Source organism: Kitasatospora sp. NPDC050543, assembly GCF_044457565.1.
Taxonomy (GTDB): domain Bacteria; phylum Actinomycetota; class Actinomycetes; order Streptomycetales; family Streptomycetaceae; genus Kitasatospora.
In genome coordinates, this window is record NZ_JBITGZ010000003.1 from 123,530 (window position 1) to 139,483 (window position 15,954).

At 74.9% G+C, this 15,954-nt stretch carries 12 protein-coding genes; 7 read left to right on the plus strand and 5 right to left on the minus strand.

Features of this window, described 5'->3' with window-relative positions; all coding sequences use genetic code 11:
- Window positions 1-30 precede the first annotated feature (30 nt).
- Window positions 31-828, plus strand: coding sequence for a MerR family transcriptional regulator (locus ACIBH3_RS04935; RefSeq protein WP_396310460.1), 798 nt, complete (start codon window positions 31-33; stop codon window positions 826-828).
- A 235-nt stretch (window positions 829-1,063) separates the two neighbouring features.
- Here the strand turns inward: ACIBH3_RS04935 and ACIBH3_RS04940 are convergent, their stop codons facing one another.
- Window positions 1,064-1,924, minus strand: a complete 861-nt coding sequence (locus ACIBH3_RS04940; RefSeq protein ID WP_396310461.1) for a (2Fe-2S)-binding protein — start codon at window positions 1,922-1,924, stop codon at window positions 1,064-1,066.
- Between the two features lie 361 nt (window positions 1,925-2,285).
- Between ACIBH3_RS04940 and ACIBH3_RS04945 the strand changes: the two genes are divergently transcribed.
- The 5 genes from ACIBH3_RS04945 to ACIBH3_RS04965 all read left to right on the plus strand — a co-directional run bounded on the left by ACIBH3_RS04945 (window position 2,286) and on the right by ACIBH3_RS04965 (window position 9,353).
- Complete coding sequence (locus tag ACIBH3_RS04945) at window positions 2,286-3,491, plus strand: acetyl-CoA carboxylase biotin carboxylase subunit family protein (RefSeq protein ID WP_396310462.1); 1,206 nt, start codon at window positions 2,286-2,288, stop codon at window positions 3,489-3,491.
- Complete coding sequence (locus ACIBH3_RS04950; protein WP_396310463.1) at window positions 3,488-5,236, plus strand: IucA/IucC family protein; 1,749 nt, start codon at window positions 3,488-3,490, stop codon at window positions 5,234-5,236. The genes ACIBH3_RS04945 and ACIBH3_RS04950 overlap by 4 nt, the downstream gene beginning before the upstream one ends.
- Before the next feature lie 103 nt (window positions 5,237-5,339).
- Window positions 5,340-7,142 carry an IucA/IucC family protein gene (locus ACIBH3_RS04955; RefSeq protein WP_396310464.1) on the plus strand — a complete coding sequence of 601 codons (1,803 nt, stop codon included), beginning with the start codon at window positions 5,340-5,342 and terminating at the stop codon, window positions 7,140-7,142.
- Entirely contained in the window at window positions 7,139-8,371 is a 1,233-nt protein-coding gene (locus tag ACIBH3_RS04960; RefSeq protein WP_396310465.1) for a type III PLP-dependent enzyme, read from the plus strand. The genes ACIBH3_RS04955 and ACIBH3_RS04960 overlap by 4 nt, the downstream gene beginning before the upstream one ends.
- A gap of 178 nt (window positions 8,372-8,549) precedes the next feature.
- Window positions 8,550-9,353, plus strand: coding sequence for an inositol monophosphatase family protein (locus ACIBH3_RS04965; protein ID WP_396310466.1), 804 nt, complete (start codon window positions 8,550-8,552; stop codon window positions 9,351-9,353).
- 125 nt (window positions 9,354-9,478) lie between these two features.
- Here ACIBH3_RS04965 and ACIBH3_RS04970 read toward each other — a convergent pair whose 3' ends face one another.
- From ACIBH3_RS04970 to ACIBH3_RS04985, 4 genes are all read right to left on the minus strand, one after another.
- Window positions 9,479-10,681, minus strand: a complete 1,203-nt coding sequence (locus tag ACIBH3_RS04970) for a cytochrome P450 (protein WP_396310467.1) — start codon at window positions 10,679-10,681, stop codon at window positions 9,479-9,481.
- Window positions 10,682-10,741: 60 nt separating this feature from the next.
- A complete protein-coding gene (locus ACIBH3_RS04975) occupies window positions 10,742-11,455 on the minus strand; it encodes a tRNA-dependent cyclodipeptide synthase (protein ID WP_396310468.1) in 714 nt (237 codons plus the stop codon).
- A 677-nt stretch (window positions 11,456-12,132) separates the two neighbouring features.
- Window positions 12,133-13,743: a pyridoxal phosphate-dependent decarboxylase family protein gene (locus ACIBH3_RS04980; protein ID WP_396310469.1), complete on the minus strand. Its 1,611-nt coding sequence runs from the start codon at window positions 13,741-13,743 to the stop codon at window positions 12,133-12,135.
- Window positions 13,740-15,119, minus strand: coding sequence for a diaminobutyrate--2-oxoglutarate transaminase family protein (locus ACIBH3_RS04985; protein WP_396310470.1), 1,380 nt, complete (start codon window positions 15,117-15,119; stop codon window positions 13,740-13,742). The genes ACIBH3_RS04980 and ACIBH3_RS04985 overlap by 4 nt, the downstream gene beginning before the upstream one ends.
- A 196-nt stretch (window positions 15,120-15,315) precedes the next feature.
- On the opposite strand from ACIBH3_RS04985, the gene ACIBH3_RS04990 reads away from it, so the two are divergent.
- On the plus strand, window positions 15,316-15,927 hold the full coding sequence (locus ACIBH3_RS04990) for a class I SAM-dependent methyltransferase (protein ID WP_396310471.1): 612 nt from the start codon (window positions 15,316-15,318) through the stop codon (window positions 15,925-15,927).
- The last annotated feature ends 27 nt before the right edge of the window (window positions 15,928-15,954 follow it).

Here is a 15,954-nt window from a genome sequence, read left to right on the forward strand (position 1 = left end):
TTTCCACGACCCCCGCCCTATGCTGACGCCGTGGACAAGCTCCGGGCAGCAGCGGCGACAGGGCAGCGCGAGTACCGGGTGGAGGAGCTGGCCGAGGCGGCCGGCATCACCACCCGCACGCTGCGCTTCTACCGCGAGCGCAAGCTGCTCCAGCCGCCCCGCAAGGAGGGCCGGATCGCCTGGTACGGCGAGGCGCACCTGGCCCGGCTGCGGGTGATCGCCGAGCTGCTGGAGCGCGGGCACACCCTGGGCGGGATCGCCGAGCTGATCGGCGCCGGGGAGAGCGGGCGGGACGTCGCGGAGCTGATCGGACTGGAGGCCGCGATCGTCGCGCCCTGGTCGGACGAGACCCCGGTCCACCTGGGCTGGGACGAGCTGAAGGACGCCTTCGGCGACGAGCTGACCGAGGCCAACACCACCGAGTCGATGGCGCAGGGCTACATCACCGTCCAGGGGGACGGCATCACCCACGTCAGCCGCCGCCTGATGGACGCCACCACCGCGCTGGTCGCCGAGGGCGTGCCGCTGGCCGCCGTCCTGGAGGCCAGCCGCCGCACCCAGGAGCACGTGGCGGCGATGGCCGAGATCTTCATCGCGCTGGTCCGTGACCACCTGCTGTGCGCACTGGCCGAGGACAAGCCGCTGCCGCCCGGCGAGGCCGCCCATCTGACCGAGCAGATCCTGCGGGTCCGCCCGCTGGCCCGGACCGTCGCGGACGCCCAGTTCGCCCTGGCGATGGACCGCCGGGTGCACGCGGAGTACGACGAGCTGCTGCGCCAGCGACGCCAGGAGAACGGCGATCACCCTTGCCAACCCCCGGCGAGTTAGGTTAGCTTTACCTAACTTGCCTCGGGCTCGCACCCCGGGCCCGGTCCGCCTTCTTGAGGGGTCTTGAGCGGACCACCAGTACGGACGCCCCCGCCCGCCGGTACGGTCCCGGCCCGGCGGGGGCGTTCGTCGTCCACGGCCGGCGCACCGGGCCGCACGCCCTGCCGGCCACGCCACGGGAGCCGGCCGCGGCGTGGTGCCGGGCGGCGGGCCGGCGTCCGAGGCCGGCCCGCCCTCACCCGGCGGGCTGCGCCAGCCGCCGCAGCCGCTCCGCGTCGTCCGTGCGCGGGCAGGTGAAGCACGCCTCGGCGGGGCGGATGGTGTAGTAGAGACAGCAACCGAGCCTGGTCCGGGTCTGATGGCCGCGCCCGTCCGGACCCGCCAGCCGACGGAAGTCCGCCGCGCCGGGGAAGGGCGGGGTGCCGCCGGGCAGTACGGCGGTGGCCGCGCGCACCGCGGCGTCCTCCTCGCCGAGCATCCGCCCCAGGTACCAGATGCCGGAGACCAGATCGTCGGTGACCATGCCCCACAGGGCGCGCGGCCCGCGCTTCAACGGGCCCTTGAACAGCTCGATCAGGGGCGTCACGTGTTCGGCGACGGCCGCCCTCAGCTCGGCCCGGAGTTCGTCCTCCCCGGCGAGCACCCGGGCGCCGGGCAGGCCGGCCGCGCCGTCCCCCGGCAGGCAGGCGAAGTCCCCCGGGCGCAGCGCGAGGTCGCCGGTCGCCGCATGGATCCAGAGGTCCTGCGACCGGATCCGCGGCACCCGGCGGTCCAGCTGCCAGGGCCCGCTGATCAGCAGGCAGACCGACCACAGGTAGTGGTGGAGCAGCCTGGAGGCCGCCACGTGCTCGCGGGGTGCGCTGCCGTACTCGGCCAGGATGCGAGCCGCCTCGGCCGCGGTCAGCCGGTCCAGTCCGGCCTCCCCCGCTCCCCCCTCGGTCAGCTCGGCGACGCAGAGCCACCCCTGACGGTCGGACAGCTGTTCGCCGGGCGCCGGCAGGGCGAATCTGAGGGCCGGGCAGTGCTCCATGAGACGCCGGTAGCTGCCGTCGAGCAGTTCTGCGGCACGAGGCTGGAGTGCCTTCGTGTCGGGCATGGGGGCTCCAAGGATCGGCCATGTCGACTTAGGTGAGGCTCACCTTATACATATCCTGCATCCCCGCCCGCCATTCAGATCCCGACACGGGGGCCCAACTTGACTCGCTTAGGCATACCTAACCTAACATTCCGTCTGTGCTGAGAACCGACTCGCCGCTCAAGTGGCCCAGCGGCACCGGGGTCCGCGGCGGGTGCCTCGGCCCCCCACGGCCCGCAGCGGCCCGTGCTCCCCACCGCGTTTGACGAACAGGTCCGCGGCGCACTCCTCTGAGCACCCGTCAACCCGGCGGCGTCCGGCCTCAGCCCCCCGGGGCGCACACCACCCCGCCGTCCATCACCCGAGAGGACCCGCCACCGCCATGCGGCTCTACCTGCTCGCAGTCAACCCCACCGACTCCGTCACCGACGGGTTCCTGCCCGCCGCCCGGCGCCTCGGCCTGGACGTCACCGTCCTCACCGACCACGCCGAGGCCCACCGGCACGCCTACACCGGGCTCCCCGGCGCCCCGGAGGTCCTGGAGTGCGACGTCCACGACTTCCGCGAGGTCGTGGGGCTGATCTCGCGACACGGCATACCCGACGCCGTCTTCAGCAACAGCGACCACCTGCAGACCCAGTGCGCCCTGGCCGCGGCCTACTTCGGACTGCCCGCCAAGGACTGGCGGGCCACCCTGCGGGCGAAGAACAAGGCCCAGCTGCGCCGCGACCTCGCCGCCGCCGGCCTGGACACGGTGTGGTCCGCCGAGCTCGCACCGGACCAGGACCCGGCCGTCCTCCTGAAGTCGGTGATCCCGTTCCCCGTGGTGGTCAAGCCCCGCGAGGGTGTGGCCAGTGAGGACGTCTCGCTGGTCACCGGCCCGCAGGAGCTACTGCGCCGCTGCGCGCAGGTCCAGCACCGGCGGGCGGGCGCCGCGCTGGTGCTGGAGGAGTTCCTGATCGGCGAGCTGTACACGCTGGAGACCCTCGGGGACGGCCGGGTACGCCAGGTGATCGGCGGCTTCCGCACCACGCTCTCGCCGCCGCCGGACTTCATCGAGGAGGTCCTGGAGTTCGTCCCCGCGCACCCGCGGCCGGTGGTCGACCAGGTACTCGCCCAGCTGGACGCGATCGGCGTCGGGCTCGGCGCCTGCCACACCGAGTTCATCGTCCAGCCGGACGGCCGGGCCAGGATCGTGGAGGTCAACTACCGTGCCATCGGCGACCACTGCGACCTCAAGCTGGCCGAGATCCTCGGCATCCCCTACTTCGAGCACGTGCTCAACGCCCACCTCGGCCGGCCGCTGCCCGCCGACCTCGGCGCGCGTACGGACCTGCGGGCCCACACCCGGGCCGTCTGCGCCGACCGGGCCGGCACCCTGACCGCCGCCCCCGGGCCCTGCGACCTGCACGTGGACGGCGTCCACCTCTCCTACCGGCCGGTGCGGGCCGTCGGCGAGCGGCACGAGCACTACCGCACCAACCGGGACTACCTCGGCATCGTCTGGGCGATCGGCCACGACCAGGACGCCCTGCGCCGCACCGCCACGGAGTTCGTCGCCGCCAACCGCTGGGAGATCACGCCGTGAGCACCGCCACCGCGAGCGCCCGCGACGCCCGTGACGACCTGCTCGTCCGGGTGCTCGGCGCGCTGCTGCGCGAGGACGTCCTCGGGCTGCGCACCCGCGGCGAGCGCGTCCGGCGCGCGGACGGGCCGTGGCAGCGACTGGAACTCGCCGGGCGGGTCCTGCTGCTGCCGCTGGCGCCGGACGGCTTCCAGTGCGAGGACACCGCCCGGCTGCCCCTGCTGGAGGTCGACGGCACCCCGCTGACCGACCCGGACGAGATCATCGGCGCGCTGCGCGAGCTGGCGGCCCCCGAGGACCGCGGCGGCTACGACGCCTTCGCCGAGGAGTGCCGGCAGACCCTGGCCACCGTCCGGCTCCAGAACGGCGCCCGCGACGGCACCCGCCGGGGCCTGGCCGAGCGCTACGGCGCCGACCCGGCCCACTGGAGCGGCCTGCGGGCGAGCCTGGCGCAGGACACCCTCGCCGCCTTCCTCGACCACCCGGTCTACCCCACCGCACGGGGCCGGTCCGGCCTGGACGAGGAGCAGCTCCGAGACCATGCACCCGAGTTCCATCCGTCCTTCCTGCTGCGCTGGGTCGTACTGCCGGCCCGGGCGATGCCCTGGCACGGCGACGCCCCGCTGGCCGCCTGGTGGCCGGACCCGGAGCGGCTGGGCCTGCCGGAGACACCGGAGCGCCGAGTGGCCGTCCCCGTCCATCCGCTGACGGTCGGCCGGCCACTGACCGAGGCGCTGCGGGCCGCCGGCCTCGCCGACACCGCCGCCCTGGCCCCCCGGCCGTACCTGGAGGTCGTCCCCACCCTGTCGATGCGCACCGTGGCCGTCACCCGGGACCCGGCCTGCCACCTCAAGCTCCCGCTGGCGACGGCCACCCTTGGCCTGCGCAACCGGCGGACCATCAAGCCGGGCGTCCTGCCCGACGGCGCCGCCGGGCAGCGACTTCTGGAGCTCGTCCTCGCCCGCGAGCCGCAGCTGGCCGCCGGCGTGCTGCTGGCCGACGAGCAGTGCTACGCCGAGAGCGGCCACGAGCTGCTCGCCGTCCTGCTCCGGCGCTACCCCGCCGGCCTGGACGGCGCCGTGGCACTGCCGCTGGCAGCGCTGCTCGCGACCGCGCCCACCGGGCGGCTGGTCATCGACCACCTCGCGGAGCGCTTCTACGACGGCGAGGTGCTCGCGCTCTACGACGCCCTGCTCACCCTGCTGCTCGACTGGCAGACCACCCTGTTCGGCTACGGCATCGCGCTGGAATCGCACCAGCAGAACACCTCGCTGGTGCTCGACCGGCCCGGGGGCCGGACCAGGCTGCGCCTGCTCCAGAAGGACAACGACGGCCCCCGGGTCAACCACGCCAGACTGCGCGCCAGGCTCGGCGGACTGGCACCGGAACGCACCGAGTTCGACGACCAGCGGGTGTTCGCCGGGGACGCGGAGCTGGCCGACCTGTTCACCACCATCACCGGCCACCTCTGCACCGCCTCGCTCGCCTTCGGGCTCGCGGCCGCGGGCCGGGCGCCACTGGACACCTCGCTGGGGCTGCTGCGCCGGCGGCTGACCGAGGCGGTGGACCGGCTCGGCCCCGAGGGCGCGGCCCTGCGGGCCACCCTGCTGGACGCCGACCGGCTGCCGGTCAAGGCGATGGTCACCGCCGGGACCCTGCTCAGCAAGGAGCGCTCGGGGGCCGCCGACATCAACAAGCACTACACCAGCGGCCCCAACTACCTCCGCCCGACCGGGGCCGGCCGATGACCGCCCGACCGGCTGCGCACCGGCGCCGCCCGGGCGGAGACTGGGCACCCCGAGGGGGACCGAGCCTGCCTGCGTCCACCTCCCGTACCCGATGGAGTCACTGATGCCCTTGCTCGGCAGCCCGCCCCCCGCACCGGCGGCCACCGGCCAACTCCCCACCGCGGACGACGTGGTGTCCCACACCCTGCTCAACTGCCTGCTGCGCGAGGTGTCCGCCCCCGAACGCCAGACCGCCGTCGCCGACGGCCGGCTGCTGATCCGGCTGCCCCAGCGCGGTGTACTGCTGCGGGTCGCCCTGCGGCGCACCTCGCTGATCGGCGCGCACCGCTTCAGCGGCCCGGTGCAGGAGGAACACCCGGGCGGGTGGGCCGAGTTGGGCTGGCGCGAGCTCGCCGAGCAGATCCAGCAGGAGCTGACGACGCGCAGCGGGGTCCACAACGAGGAGTTCCTCGACCAGCTGGCCTCCAGCCACGAGGGCGTCCGCGCCGCACTGCGCCACCGGGCCGCACCCGGACCGGACCGGTACCTGGAGTCCGAGCAGGCCCTGCTGTTCGGCCACCGCTTCCACCCCGCGCCCAAGTCCCGCTCGGCGGGCCACGCCGCCTGGGCCGCGTACGCACCCGAGGCGCGCGCCGCGTTCCCGCTGCGCCACCTGGCCGTACGCGCGGAGTTCCTCGCCGAGCAGAGCCTGGACCCGGCGGCGGGCACCCTGCTGGACGGGCTGCGCGAGACCCCCGCCGGGTACCGGCTGCTGCCGGCCCACCCCTGGCAGTACGACCTGCTGCGCGACCACCCGGCGCTGCGGGCCGCGCTCGACCGCGGCGACGTCCTGGACCTCGGCAGCGGCGGCCCGCCGTTCACCCCGACCGCCTCCGTCCGGACCCTCCACGGCGAGGGTGCCTTCCTCAAGTTCAGCCTCAACGTCCGGATCACCAACTGCCTGCGCAAGAACGCCGCGTACGAGCTGGCCGGGGCGGTGGCACTGACCGGGCTGCTGGCCCCCACGCTGCGTGAGCTCGCCGGGCGCTTCCCCGACGCCGCGCTGCTGCGCGAACCCGCCTTCCGCACGCTCGCCCTGCCCGGCCCCGACGGCCGCCCGGACCTCGCGCTGTACGAGGGCCTGGGGCTGATCGTCCGCGAGGGCCTGCACACCGCCCTGCGGCCCGGCGCCACCGCCCTGCTGGCCGCCGCCGTGGCCGACGAGTACCCGACCAGCTCCGCCCACGTCTCCCGGCTGCTCGGGCACGGCGACCCGCGGCGGGCGCTCGCCTGGTGGTCCGGCTACCTCCGGCTGCTGGTCCCGCCGGTGCTCGCGGCCTACTTCGACCACGGCGTGGTGCTGGAACCGCACCTGCAGAACGTCCTGATCTGCGTGGACGGCGACGGCCTGCCCGTCCAGGTGCTGCTGCGCGACCTGGAGGGGACGAAGCTGCTCCCCGAGCACCACGCCGCCGCGCTGGCCAGGCTCCCGCCCGAGGTGGCCGGGCCGATGACCTACGACGCGCAACGCGGCTGGGACCGGGTGGTGTACTGCCTGCTGGTCAACCACGTCGCCGAGCTGCTCGCCGCACTCGCCGACCTGCACCCCGGCCTGGAGGGCGCGCTGTGGCGGACCGTGCGGGACACCCTGCGCGAGTACGGCGACGCGCACGGCTGCCCGCCCCGGCTGAGCGCGCTGCTGGCCGGGGCGCCGCTGCCCGCGAAGGCCAACCTGCTGACCCGCTGGGAGCGCCGGGCCGACCGCGCGGCCGGCTACGTCCGGCTGCCCTCCCCGCTCGCCGCAGCCGTCCTCGCGGAGTGCGAGCCCGCCGAGTCCGTACCTGCGCAGGCCACGCCGGCCGCTACCGCACGCGACCGGGCCACGCCGGCCGAGACCACCCACACCCCCACCCGAGGTGCCCGATGATCCCGACTCCCGCCGTCCGCGCCCTGGTCGGCGCCCTCACGTCGGACGAGCTGCCCGCGTACGTCTACGACCTGACGCCGCTGCGCGCGCACGCGGCGGCGGTGCGGGCCGCGCTGCCCGCGCGGGTCGAGCTCCACTACGCCGCCAAGGCCAACCCCGAGCCCGCCGTACTGGCCGCGCTGCGCGGCTCGGTGGACGGCTACGAAGTCTCCAGCGGCGGCGAGTTGGCGCATGTCGCACGGTCCGTGCCGGGCGCCTCGCTGGCCTTCGGCGGCCCCGGCAAGACGCCGGCCGAGATCGCGGCGGCGATCCGGCTCGGGGTGCACCGCTGGCACCTGGAGAGCGAGCAGGAACTGCACCTGCTGGCGGACGCCGCCGCCGCCGCCCCCGGGGCAGCGATCGACGTCCTGCTGCGGGTGAACCCGCCCGTCACCTCCGGCGCGCTGGACGGCGCCCCGCTGGCGATGGGCGGGCGGCCCACACCGTTCGGCCTCGACCCGGCGGGCGCCGAGCGGTGCCTGCGGCTGCTGGCCGGCCCGCTCGGGCGGCAGCTGCGGCTGCGCGGCTTCCACGCCCACCTGGCCAGCGGGCTGGACGCCGACGGGCAGCTCGCCGTCGCCGAGCAGGTGGTCGACCGGTCGGCCCGGCTCGCAGCGCGGCACGGCATCGCCCTGGAGGAGGTCAACGTGGGCGGCGGCATGGCCGTCGACTACGCCGACCCGGACGCGCGCTTCGACTGGACGGCGTTCGGCACCGGGCTGGAGAAGCTGCTGGAGCGCCACCCCACGCTCACCCTGCGGCTGGAACCCGGGCGGTCACTGACGGCGTACTGCGGCTGGTACGCCACCGAGGTCCTGGACGTGAAGCAGAGCCACGGCGGGGACTTCGCGGTGGTCCGCGGCGGCACCCACCACCTGCGCACCCCCGCCACCCGGGGCCACGACCAGCCGTTCACGGTGCTGCCCGTCGACCACTGGCCGCACCCCTGGCCGCGCCCGGTCGTCACCACCGGCCGGGCCACGCTGGCCGGGCAGCTCTGCACACCCAAGGACGTGCTCGCCCGCCGGGCGCCGGCGGCGGGCCTGCGGGCGGGCGACCGGGTGCTGTTCGCCCTCGCGGGGGCGTACGCGTGGAACATCTCCCACCACGAGTTCCTGATGCACCCCCGCCCGGGCTTCCACTTCCTCGATGCCGACGCCGACGGTGCGGCCGCCACCGCCCCCGCCTGAGGCACTCGCTCCCGGCCCTCGCCGACACGCCGCGGCGGGGGCCCGACCAGCCCGCCCTCACACCCGGTTCACTTCCGCTCACGCCCGGTGTTCACCACTCTCACCCCCGGGGCCGACGCAGGTCAGCGGCCTGCGGGCGTGCGAGAGTGGAAGTCAGCGAAGGGAGCGGCACGTGCTGATGGAGAAGGTGGCAGAGATCCTCGCCGAGGCGTCGGCAGAGGTCGTCGAGCCGCGGTTCCGGGCGCTGGCAGCGGGCGAGGTGATGGAGAAGGCACCCGGCGAGGTGGTCACCGTCGCCGACCGGGAGGCCGAGGTGATCATCGCCCGGCGGCTGCGCGAGCTGCTGCCGGTCCCGGTGGTGGGCGAGGAGGCCGTGGCCGCCGACCCGGCACTGGCCGAGGCACTGCACTCGGAGCCCGCCGTCTGGCTGGTCGACCCGGTCGACGGCACCTCGAACTTCATCGCCGGACGCCCCGACTTCGCCGTGATGGCCTCGCTGGTACGCGCCGGGCAGACCGTCGCCGCCTGGATCTGGCAGCCGATAGCCGGCACCGCCTACGCCGCCGAACTGGGCTCCGGCGCCTGGCGGGACGGACACCGCCTCACCCGTACCCCCGCCGCCGACTCGCCGGCCGGCTGGCGCGGCTCGCTGAAGAGCCGCTTCCTTGACCCGGCCGAGCATCTCCGGCTGCGCACCAACGCGGCCGTGTTCGGCGAGGTCACCGCCGGGCGGCACTCCGCCGGCGTGGAGTACCCGCAGATCGTCGACGGTGAGCAGGAGTTCACCTTCTACTGGCGCACCCTCCCCTGGGACCACTCCCCGGGGTCGCTGCTGGTCAGCGAGGCCGGCGGGGTGTCGGCTCGGCTGGACGGCTCCGGCTACCGGCCCGACCCACCCGGCTGCGAGGACGGACTGCTGGTCGCCTGCGACCCACACACCTGGGAGCAGGCCCGCGAGATCCTGCTCGGCCGGCGGCACTGATCCCGCCGTCCCGCGGCGCCTGCGGCCCGTGACCACGCAGGCCGCCGAGCGGCGGGCGCGGCGCCCCCGCCGCCACCCCCGCCGCCACGGTCGCCCCGCTCGCCTCCGGGGCGCGCCTCCCCCGGCTACCAGAGCACCGGCAGCCGCTCCGGCAGCCGCTTGATGAACCCAGGGCGCCACGCCAGCTGCTCGACCGGCAGCGCGAGCCGCAGCTCGGGCAGCCGCTCCACCAGGACCTGGAGCGCGATCTCGGCATGGGTGCGGCCCAGCGCCGAGGCGGGGCAGAAGTGCCGGCCGCCGCCGAAGGAGAGATGCGGGTTGCTCTCCCGGTCGAAGTCGATCCGCTCCGGGTGCGGGAAGACCTCGGGGTCGTGGTTGGCGCCCTCGATCAGCACCAGGACCAGTTCGCCCTCCCTGACCAGCACGTCACCGACCTGGACGTCCGCCAGCGCCAGCCGGGGCAGCGCGTCCCCGATCGACAGGTTGACCCGCAGCAGCTCCTCCACCGCCCGGCCGATCACCGCCGGCTCCTTGCGGATCCGCTCGGCCAGCTCCGGCTGCTGGACCAGCGCGATGATCGCGTGCAGCAGGAACGCCGAGGTGGAGACGGCGCCCGCGCCGAACAGCGAGAGGGCGCCGGTGGCCAGCAGCTCGTCGCTCACCCGGTCCGAGACGTCCGGTGAGCGGCGCAGCCGGACGAAGCGCCCGAGCAGGCCCTCGGTCGGCTCCGGGTCGGCGTTCAGCCGGCCGAGCATGTAGCCGAGGTCCTTGTACCAGTTCTGCGCCGACCCCTCGAAGACGGCCGGGCTGGTGATGAAGGCGACGTCGATGCCGGCCATCAGCCGCCGCCAGTCGTCGGTGGGGATGCCCAGCAGCCGGCAGTGCAGCGCCGCCGAGTACGGCTCGGTGAAGCCGTCGCGCAGCTCACCGGGCGCGCCCTGGGCGACCAGGTCGTCGATCAGCCGGTGCGCCTCGGCCTCCAGCCAGCCCTCCAACTCCTTGTCGGCGCGCGGGGAGAGGGTCTTCATGACGGCGTTGCGCAGCCCGGCGCTGTTGATGTTGCCCATGTTGTCGACCACCTCCGGCGGAATGGTCAGCGCGTACTGGCGCGGCACCCCGGGGTTGGCGGTGTCCTTGAGGCTGAACCGGTCGTCCTCCAGCACCTGCTCGGCCAGCGCGTAGCTGCTGACCAGCCAGGCGTCGTCGCCGGTCAGGGTGCGGACCTTGGCCATGGGCTGCTCCTCGCGCAGCCTGGTCGCCTCCTCGGGGAGGATGTCGCCGCGCCGGGAGAGCGGGAAGGTCACATCGGGCCGTGCACTCGTGGTCATCGCGATGGCTCCTTGCAAGGGGATGTCAGGGGTGTCGGGGAGGGCGAGGGGTCGCGGTGGTCAGGCGGCCTGCGGGACGAGCTGGGGGCGGACCACGGCGTACGCCTGGCCGGCGGCCGCCCGCAGCCCCTCCTGCCGACCGAACAGGACCGGGATGAGCGGGAGTTGGACGTGGTAGCAGCTGACCGAGCTGGGCACCCCGAGCAGCGCGGGGGTGTCCAGGAAGAACGGCAGCTCGGCGGCTATGTACCGCAGCCCGGCGGCGAGTTGCTCCTCGCTCGGGGGCAGCCCTTCGTCCAGCCGGGCGCTGAGGAAGGAGCGGGCCATGCCCTCTGCTGCCTCGCGCAGCACCGGGTCGGTGTCGAGCGCCTCCAGGACGCCGCGGTGCAGTCGCCGGTAGACCGGGTCGCCCTGGAAGGAGGAGAGCGGGTGGATCCGTACGCCGTCGCGTCCGGACTCCTCGACCCCGCGCCGGATCCGGCGGGCCGTGGCCTTGACCTCCTTGGCCGCCCGCCGCAGGGCCTGCTCCTCGGGGTAGCCGTAGGCGGCGTACTGCACCTCGACGTGCAGGTCCGCGTAGACGATGTCGACGGATACGAAGAACTCCCGCCCCCACCGGACGAGTTCACCGATCCGGCCGTGACTGAAGTAGCTGTTGCCCGGGCTGACCCCGATGAGCAGATGCTCTCCGCGCTGCCAGAGGGCTCGGCAGCGGTCGGAGAATGGCAATGCCTCGAACATGGTCGTACTGGTACTCAGGAGCGTTTCGCTCATGCCGTGGCCTCCGCGGTCGCAGGACTGAGTTCACTGGGCTTTCGGGGATTCACTGAAGAGGATTGCGGCGCACCGAATTCCGGCGCGGTCCACCGCCGCGCCATCGGGATTCATCGCGGCCCGCCGGGTCACGGAGTCGCCGGAGCAGTCGATTTCACCGCGGCCCGCCGGACTTCACCGGAGTTCGCCGGGGTCCGCCGGCACGGATGGGTGGATTCCACGGATGGGTGGATTCACCGCACGGGACAGCGGCACGGTCCGGGCCGCGGCAGGGTGCGGCGGCGGCCGGGGACGGTGCGGAGCAGGAGGTCGGCCGCCCGATCAGGCGGTCGGTCCAGGGTCACGCACGAGAAGACATGCCGCCGAGTCCGCGAAAGCGCGGGCGCGCATGGTGGATCCCCCTTGCGCCGCTAGTCCCTGGGAGCAGTGTGCTCCTGGTGTGGCGGCGACTACAAGAAGTTACCGCCGCGCCTCGGGAGGTCCGCAAGTCCCGTCGGGGGGTTGGCGAAATGTGATCACCCGACGGCTGGAATCAGTCTGTACGACTCCTCGATCGGCATGTCCACGGAGGATTCTCCGGATCGGACGAGTGCTCCGCGCATTCCCAGCCGGAACGGCCGCACGCCAGTGTGCATTCCTCCAATTCTCCCACCGCAACCCGTCGGTGGTTCGCATTCCTAGGAACTCCCGGCGTCCGGACGCCGTGCCGCCGACTCCAGTTCGGCCCCGGCCCGGACCACCTCGCCCAGCACCCGGGCGGTGTCGGCCGCGGTGGCGTGCGGGTTGAGCAGCGTCAGCTTCAGCCGCACCCGCCCGGATCCCTCCCCCGGCAGTTCCGTCCGGCCGACGACGGCCCGGCCCTCACGCAGCAGCAGTCGCCGCAGCTCGGCGTTCAGGCGGTCGGCGGCGGCGGGATCGGCGGCCCCCGCCCCGCCCTGCCCGGCAGCCTCGCCGGCCGGGAGGTAGCGGAAGACCACGGTCGTCAGGACGGGCTCGCAGTACAGCTCCAGACGGGGCTGCGCCCGGACGGACTCCGCGGTGGCCAGGGCCAGTTCATGGCAGCGGTCGACCAGCCGCCCCAGGCCCGCACGGCCGAGCGTGCGCAGGGTGACCGCGATCTTGAACGCGTCGGCACGGCGGGTGGTGCGCAGCGAGAGCCCGAGCAGGCTGGGGTAGCCGGCCTCCTCGTCGTCCACCGGATTGAGGTAGGCCGCCCGCCGGGCCAGCGAGAGGTAGGTCTCGGCCCGGCGGACCAGGAACACCCCGGCGGCAGCGGGCTGCCAGCCCAGCTTGTGCCAGTCCAGCGAGACGGAGTCGGCGCGGGCGATGCCGGCGAGCAGCGGCGCCAGGCGGTCGGAGAGCAGCGCGCCCCCGCCGTACGCGGCGTCCACGTGCAGCCAGGCGCCGTAGCGGGCGGCGAGGTCGGCCGCCCGGTGGAGCGGGTCGACGGCGCCGGTGTCGGTGGTACCGGCGGTCGCGACCACCGCGAGCGGGGTGGCCCCCTCCCAGACGGCTCCGGCCAGGGCTGCCGCCAACGCGTCCGGGTCCATCCGCAGTTCGGCGTCGACGGGCACCGGCACCACGGCCCGTTCGCCGAGGCCCAGCAGGGCGGCGGCCCGCTGGACGGAGAAGTGGGCGGCGCGCGAGGCGAAGATCCGCGGCTGCGAGCCGGCCGCCTCCAGTCCGTCCAACTCGACGATACCGGGCAGCAGTTGGTCACGCGCCAGCATCAGTCCCATCAGGTTGGACTCCGTCCCGCCGGAGGTGAGCACCCCGCTCGCCCGCTGCGGGTCGAAGCCGACCAGGCCCGCGAGTTCGGCGAGCAGCGCCGTCTCCAGGGCGGTGGCGGCGGGGGCCTGGTCCCAGGAGTCCTGGGAGGGGTTGAGCGCACTCACGGCCAGGTCGGCGGCGACGGCCACGGCCAGTGGGGGGCAGTGCAGATGGGCGGCGCAGGCGGGGTCGGCGGGGTCGGCGCTGCCGTACGCGAGCAGCTCGGTCAGCCGGTCCAGCGCCTCGGCGCCGTCGGCGCGCCGCAGTTCGGCCGCGACCAGGGCGGCGAGCGCGGGCGGCTCCCCCGGCGGCACCGGCCCGCCCCGGTGGGCGGCGCCCGCCGCCAGCGCCGCCAGTACGGTGTCCAGCAGCGGCCGCAACGCGTCGGCGCCGGCGGCGCCGCCGGACAGCGCGGCCGGGTCGGCGGCCCGCGCCGGGCCGGCGCCGGACACGGCCCGCAGGCCGCCACCGAGGCCCGTGCCGCCCGCACCACCGACACCCCCCGCGCCGGTGGTCATGCGGGGGAGACCGGGGTGGCGGCCGCCGCGTGGATCGCGTCGGAGAGCCGGTCGAGCACGGCCGCGGCCTGCTCGTCGGTGATGGTCAGCGGGGGCAGCAGCCGCAGGACGGCGTCGTGCCGGCCGCCGAGTTCGACGATCAGGCCGCGCGCCAGGCAGGCCTCGCGGACCCGGACGGCCAGCGCCGGATCCGCCGGCAGCGAGCCGCAGGCGTCCACCTCGCCGGCCGGGTCGACGAGTTCGACGCCGAGCATCAGCCCGCGTCCGCGCACGTCCCCGATCACCGGCAGCTCGCCGGCCAGCGCCCGCAGCCGGGCGGCCATCCGCTCGCCGACCACCGCCGCGCGCTCGACCAGCCCGTGCGCGCGGACGTACCGCAGCGTCGCCGCGCCGGCCGCCATGGCGAGGGTGTTGCCACGGAAGGTGCCGGTGTGCGCGCCGGGCCGCCAGCCGTCGTAGTCCTCGCGGTAGACCACCACCGCCAGCGGCAGGCTGCCCCCGATCGCCTTGGAGAGCACCATCGCGTCGGGGACGATCCCGCTGTGCTCGACCGCCCACATCGCCCCGGTGCGCCCGACGCCGGTCTGCACCTCGTCCACGATCAGCGGGATGCCGCGCTCGGCGGTGATCCGCCGCATCTCGCGCAGCCAGTCGTCCGGCGCGGGGACGACGCCGCCCTCGCCCTGCACCGCCTCAAGGATCATCGCGGCGGGCTGCACCACGCCGCCGGACGGGTCGTCCAGCAGTCGCTGGGTGTACGTCGCGGCGAGCTCCTCGGCGGCCGGACCCCCGACGCCGAACGGGCAGCGGTACGGGTACGGGTAGGGCAGCCGGGTGACCTCGCCGGTGCTCGGCAGCGGGGCCTTGACCGCGACGCTGCCCGTCACACCGAGCGCGCCGGCCGTCATGCCGTGGTAGGCGCCGGTGAACGCGAGGGCGCCGCGCCGTCCGGTGGCGGTCTGCATCAGCTTGAGCGCGGCCTCCACCGCGTCCGTCCCGGCGGGGCCGCAGAAGTGCACCCGGGCGCGCTCGCCGAACTCGCGCGGCAGGCTCTCGAAGAGGGCGCTGGTGAAGTCGTCCTTCTCGGCGGTGGCGAGGTCGAGCAGGTGCAGCGGGGCGCCGCTGTCCAGGGTGCGGCGGATCGCCGCCAGCACCACCGGGTGGTTGTGGCCGAGCGCCAGGGTGCCCGCGCCGGAGAGGCAGTCGAGGTAGCGGCGGCCGTCCGCGCCCTCCACGGTCATACCGTGCGCGCGCACCGGGACGATCGGGAACGAGCGGGCGTACGTACGGGCGGCCGATTCGCGGATGCGCTGGCGGCGCAGGATCGCGTCGCCCGGGACCTGAGCGGGGACGGCGGGCTCGACGGTGAGGGTCAAGGCGAACTCCCGAGAAGGTTAGGTAAGGCTAACCTTAGTGGATCACGGCTTGCCGACGGCCTGCGCCATCGAAGACCACCCCTGCGAGTGAATCCACCGCCGCACACGGTGCAACGACCGACCGGCCGAAAGGTCACGACCTCCCACTCGATACCCTGCCGATCGTTACGCACCGGGGCCACCGAGGGAGCCGCAGATGCCGAACGACCCCGCCTACCAGGCCGAACTCGCCCGCACCCGGGAGTTCTTCGCCACCCGCGCCGCCGACTGGGACGCCCGCTTCCCCGACGACGGCCCGCGCTACGCCACCGCCGTCGCCGAACTCGGCCTGCGCCCCGGCCAGTCCGTCCTGGACGCGGGCTGCGGCACCGGCCGCGCCCTGCCCCTGCTGCGCGCGGCGGTCGGCCCCACCGGCACCGTGCTCGGCGCCGACGTCACGCCGCAGATGCTGGACGCGGCCGCCGCCCGGCACCCCGGCGCCACCCTGCTGCTCGCCGACTGCACCGCCCTCCCGCTCCCGGACGGCGGGCTCGACGCGGTGTTCGCCGCCGGCCTGATCTCCCACCTCCCGGACCCCGTGCGCGGCCTGCGCGAACTCGCCCGCGTCACCCGCCCCGGCGGCCTGCTCGCCCTCTTCCACCCCGTCGGCCGCGCCGCCCTCGCCGCCCGCCACGGCCGCGCGATCACCCCCGACGACCTGCGCGCCGAACCCAACCTCCGCCCCGTCCTCACCGCCGCCGGCTGGCAGCTGAGCTCCTACACCGACTCCGACGACCGCTACCTCGCCCTGGCCGAGCGGACCTCCTGACGCCTGTTCCCTCCTGCGGCAACCCGC

Bases quoted from the DNA above. Each gene is read 5' to 3' on its own strand.
- ACIBH3_RS04940 (WP_396310461.1), bottom strand. From the start codon at position 1,924: ATGCCCGACACGAAGGCACTCCAGCCTCGTGCCGCAGAACTGCTCGAC.
- ACIBH3_RS04945 (WP_396310462.1), top strand. From the start codon at position 2,286: ATGCGGCTCTACCTGCTCGCAGTCAACCCCACCGACTCCGTCACCGAC.
- ACIBH3_RS04955 (WP_396310464.1), top strand. From the start codon at position 5,340: ATGCCCTTGCTCGGCAGCCCGCCCCCCGCACCGGCGGCCACCGGCCAA.
- ACIBH3_RS04960 (WP_396310465.1), top strand. From the start codon at position 7,139: ATGATCCCGACTCCCGCCGTCCGCGCCCTGGTCGGCGCCCTCACGTCG.
- ACIBH3_RS04965 (WP_396310466.1), top strand. From the start codon at position 8,550: ATGGAGAAGGTGGCAGAGATCCTCGCCGAGGCGTCGGCAGAGGTCGTC.
- ACIBH3_RS04970 (WP_396310467.1), bottom strand. From the start codon at position 10,681: ATGACCACGAGTGCACGGCCCGATGTGACCTTCCCGCTCTCCCGGCGC.
- ACIBH3_RS04975 (WP_396310468.1), bottom strand. From the start codon at position 11,455: ATGAGCGAAACGCTCCTGAGTACCAGTACGACCATGTTCGAGGCATTG.
- ACIBH3_RS04980 (WP_396310469.1), bottom strand. From the start codon at position 13,743: ATGACCACCGGCGCGGGGGGTGTCGGTGGTGCGGGCGGCACGGGCCTC.
- ACIBH3_RS04990 (WP_396310471.1), top strand. From the start codon at position 15,316: ATGCCGAACGACCCCGCCTACCAGGCCGAACTCGCCCGCACCCGGGAG.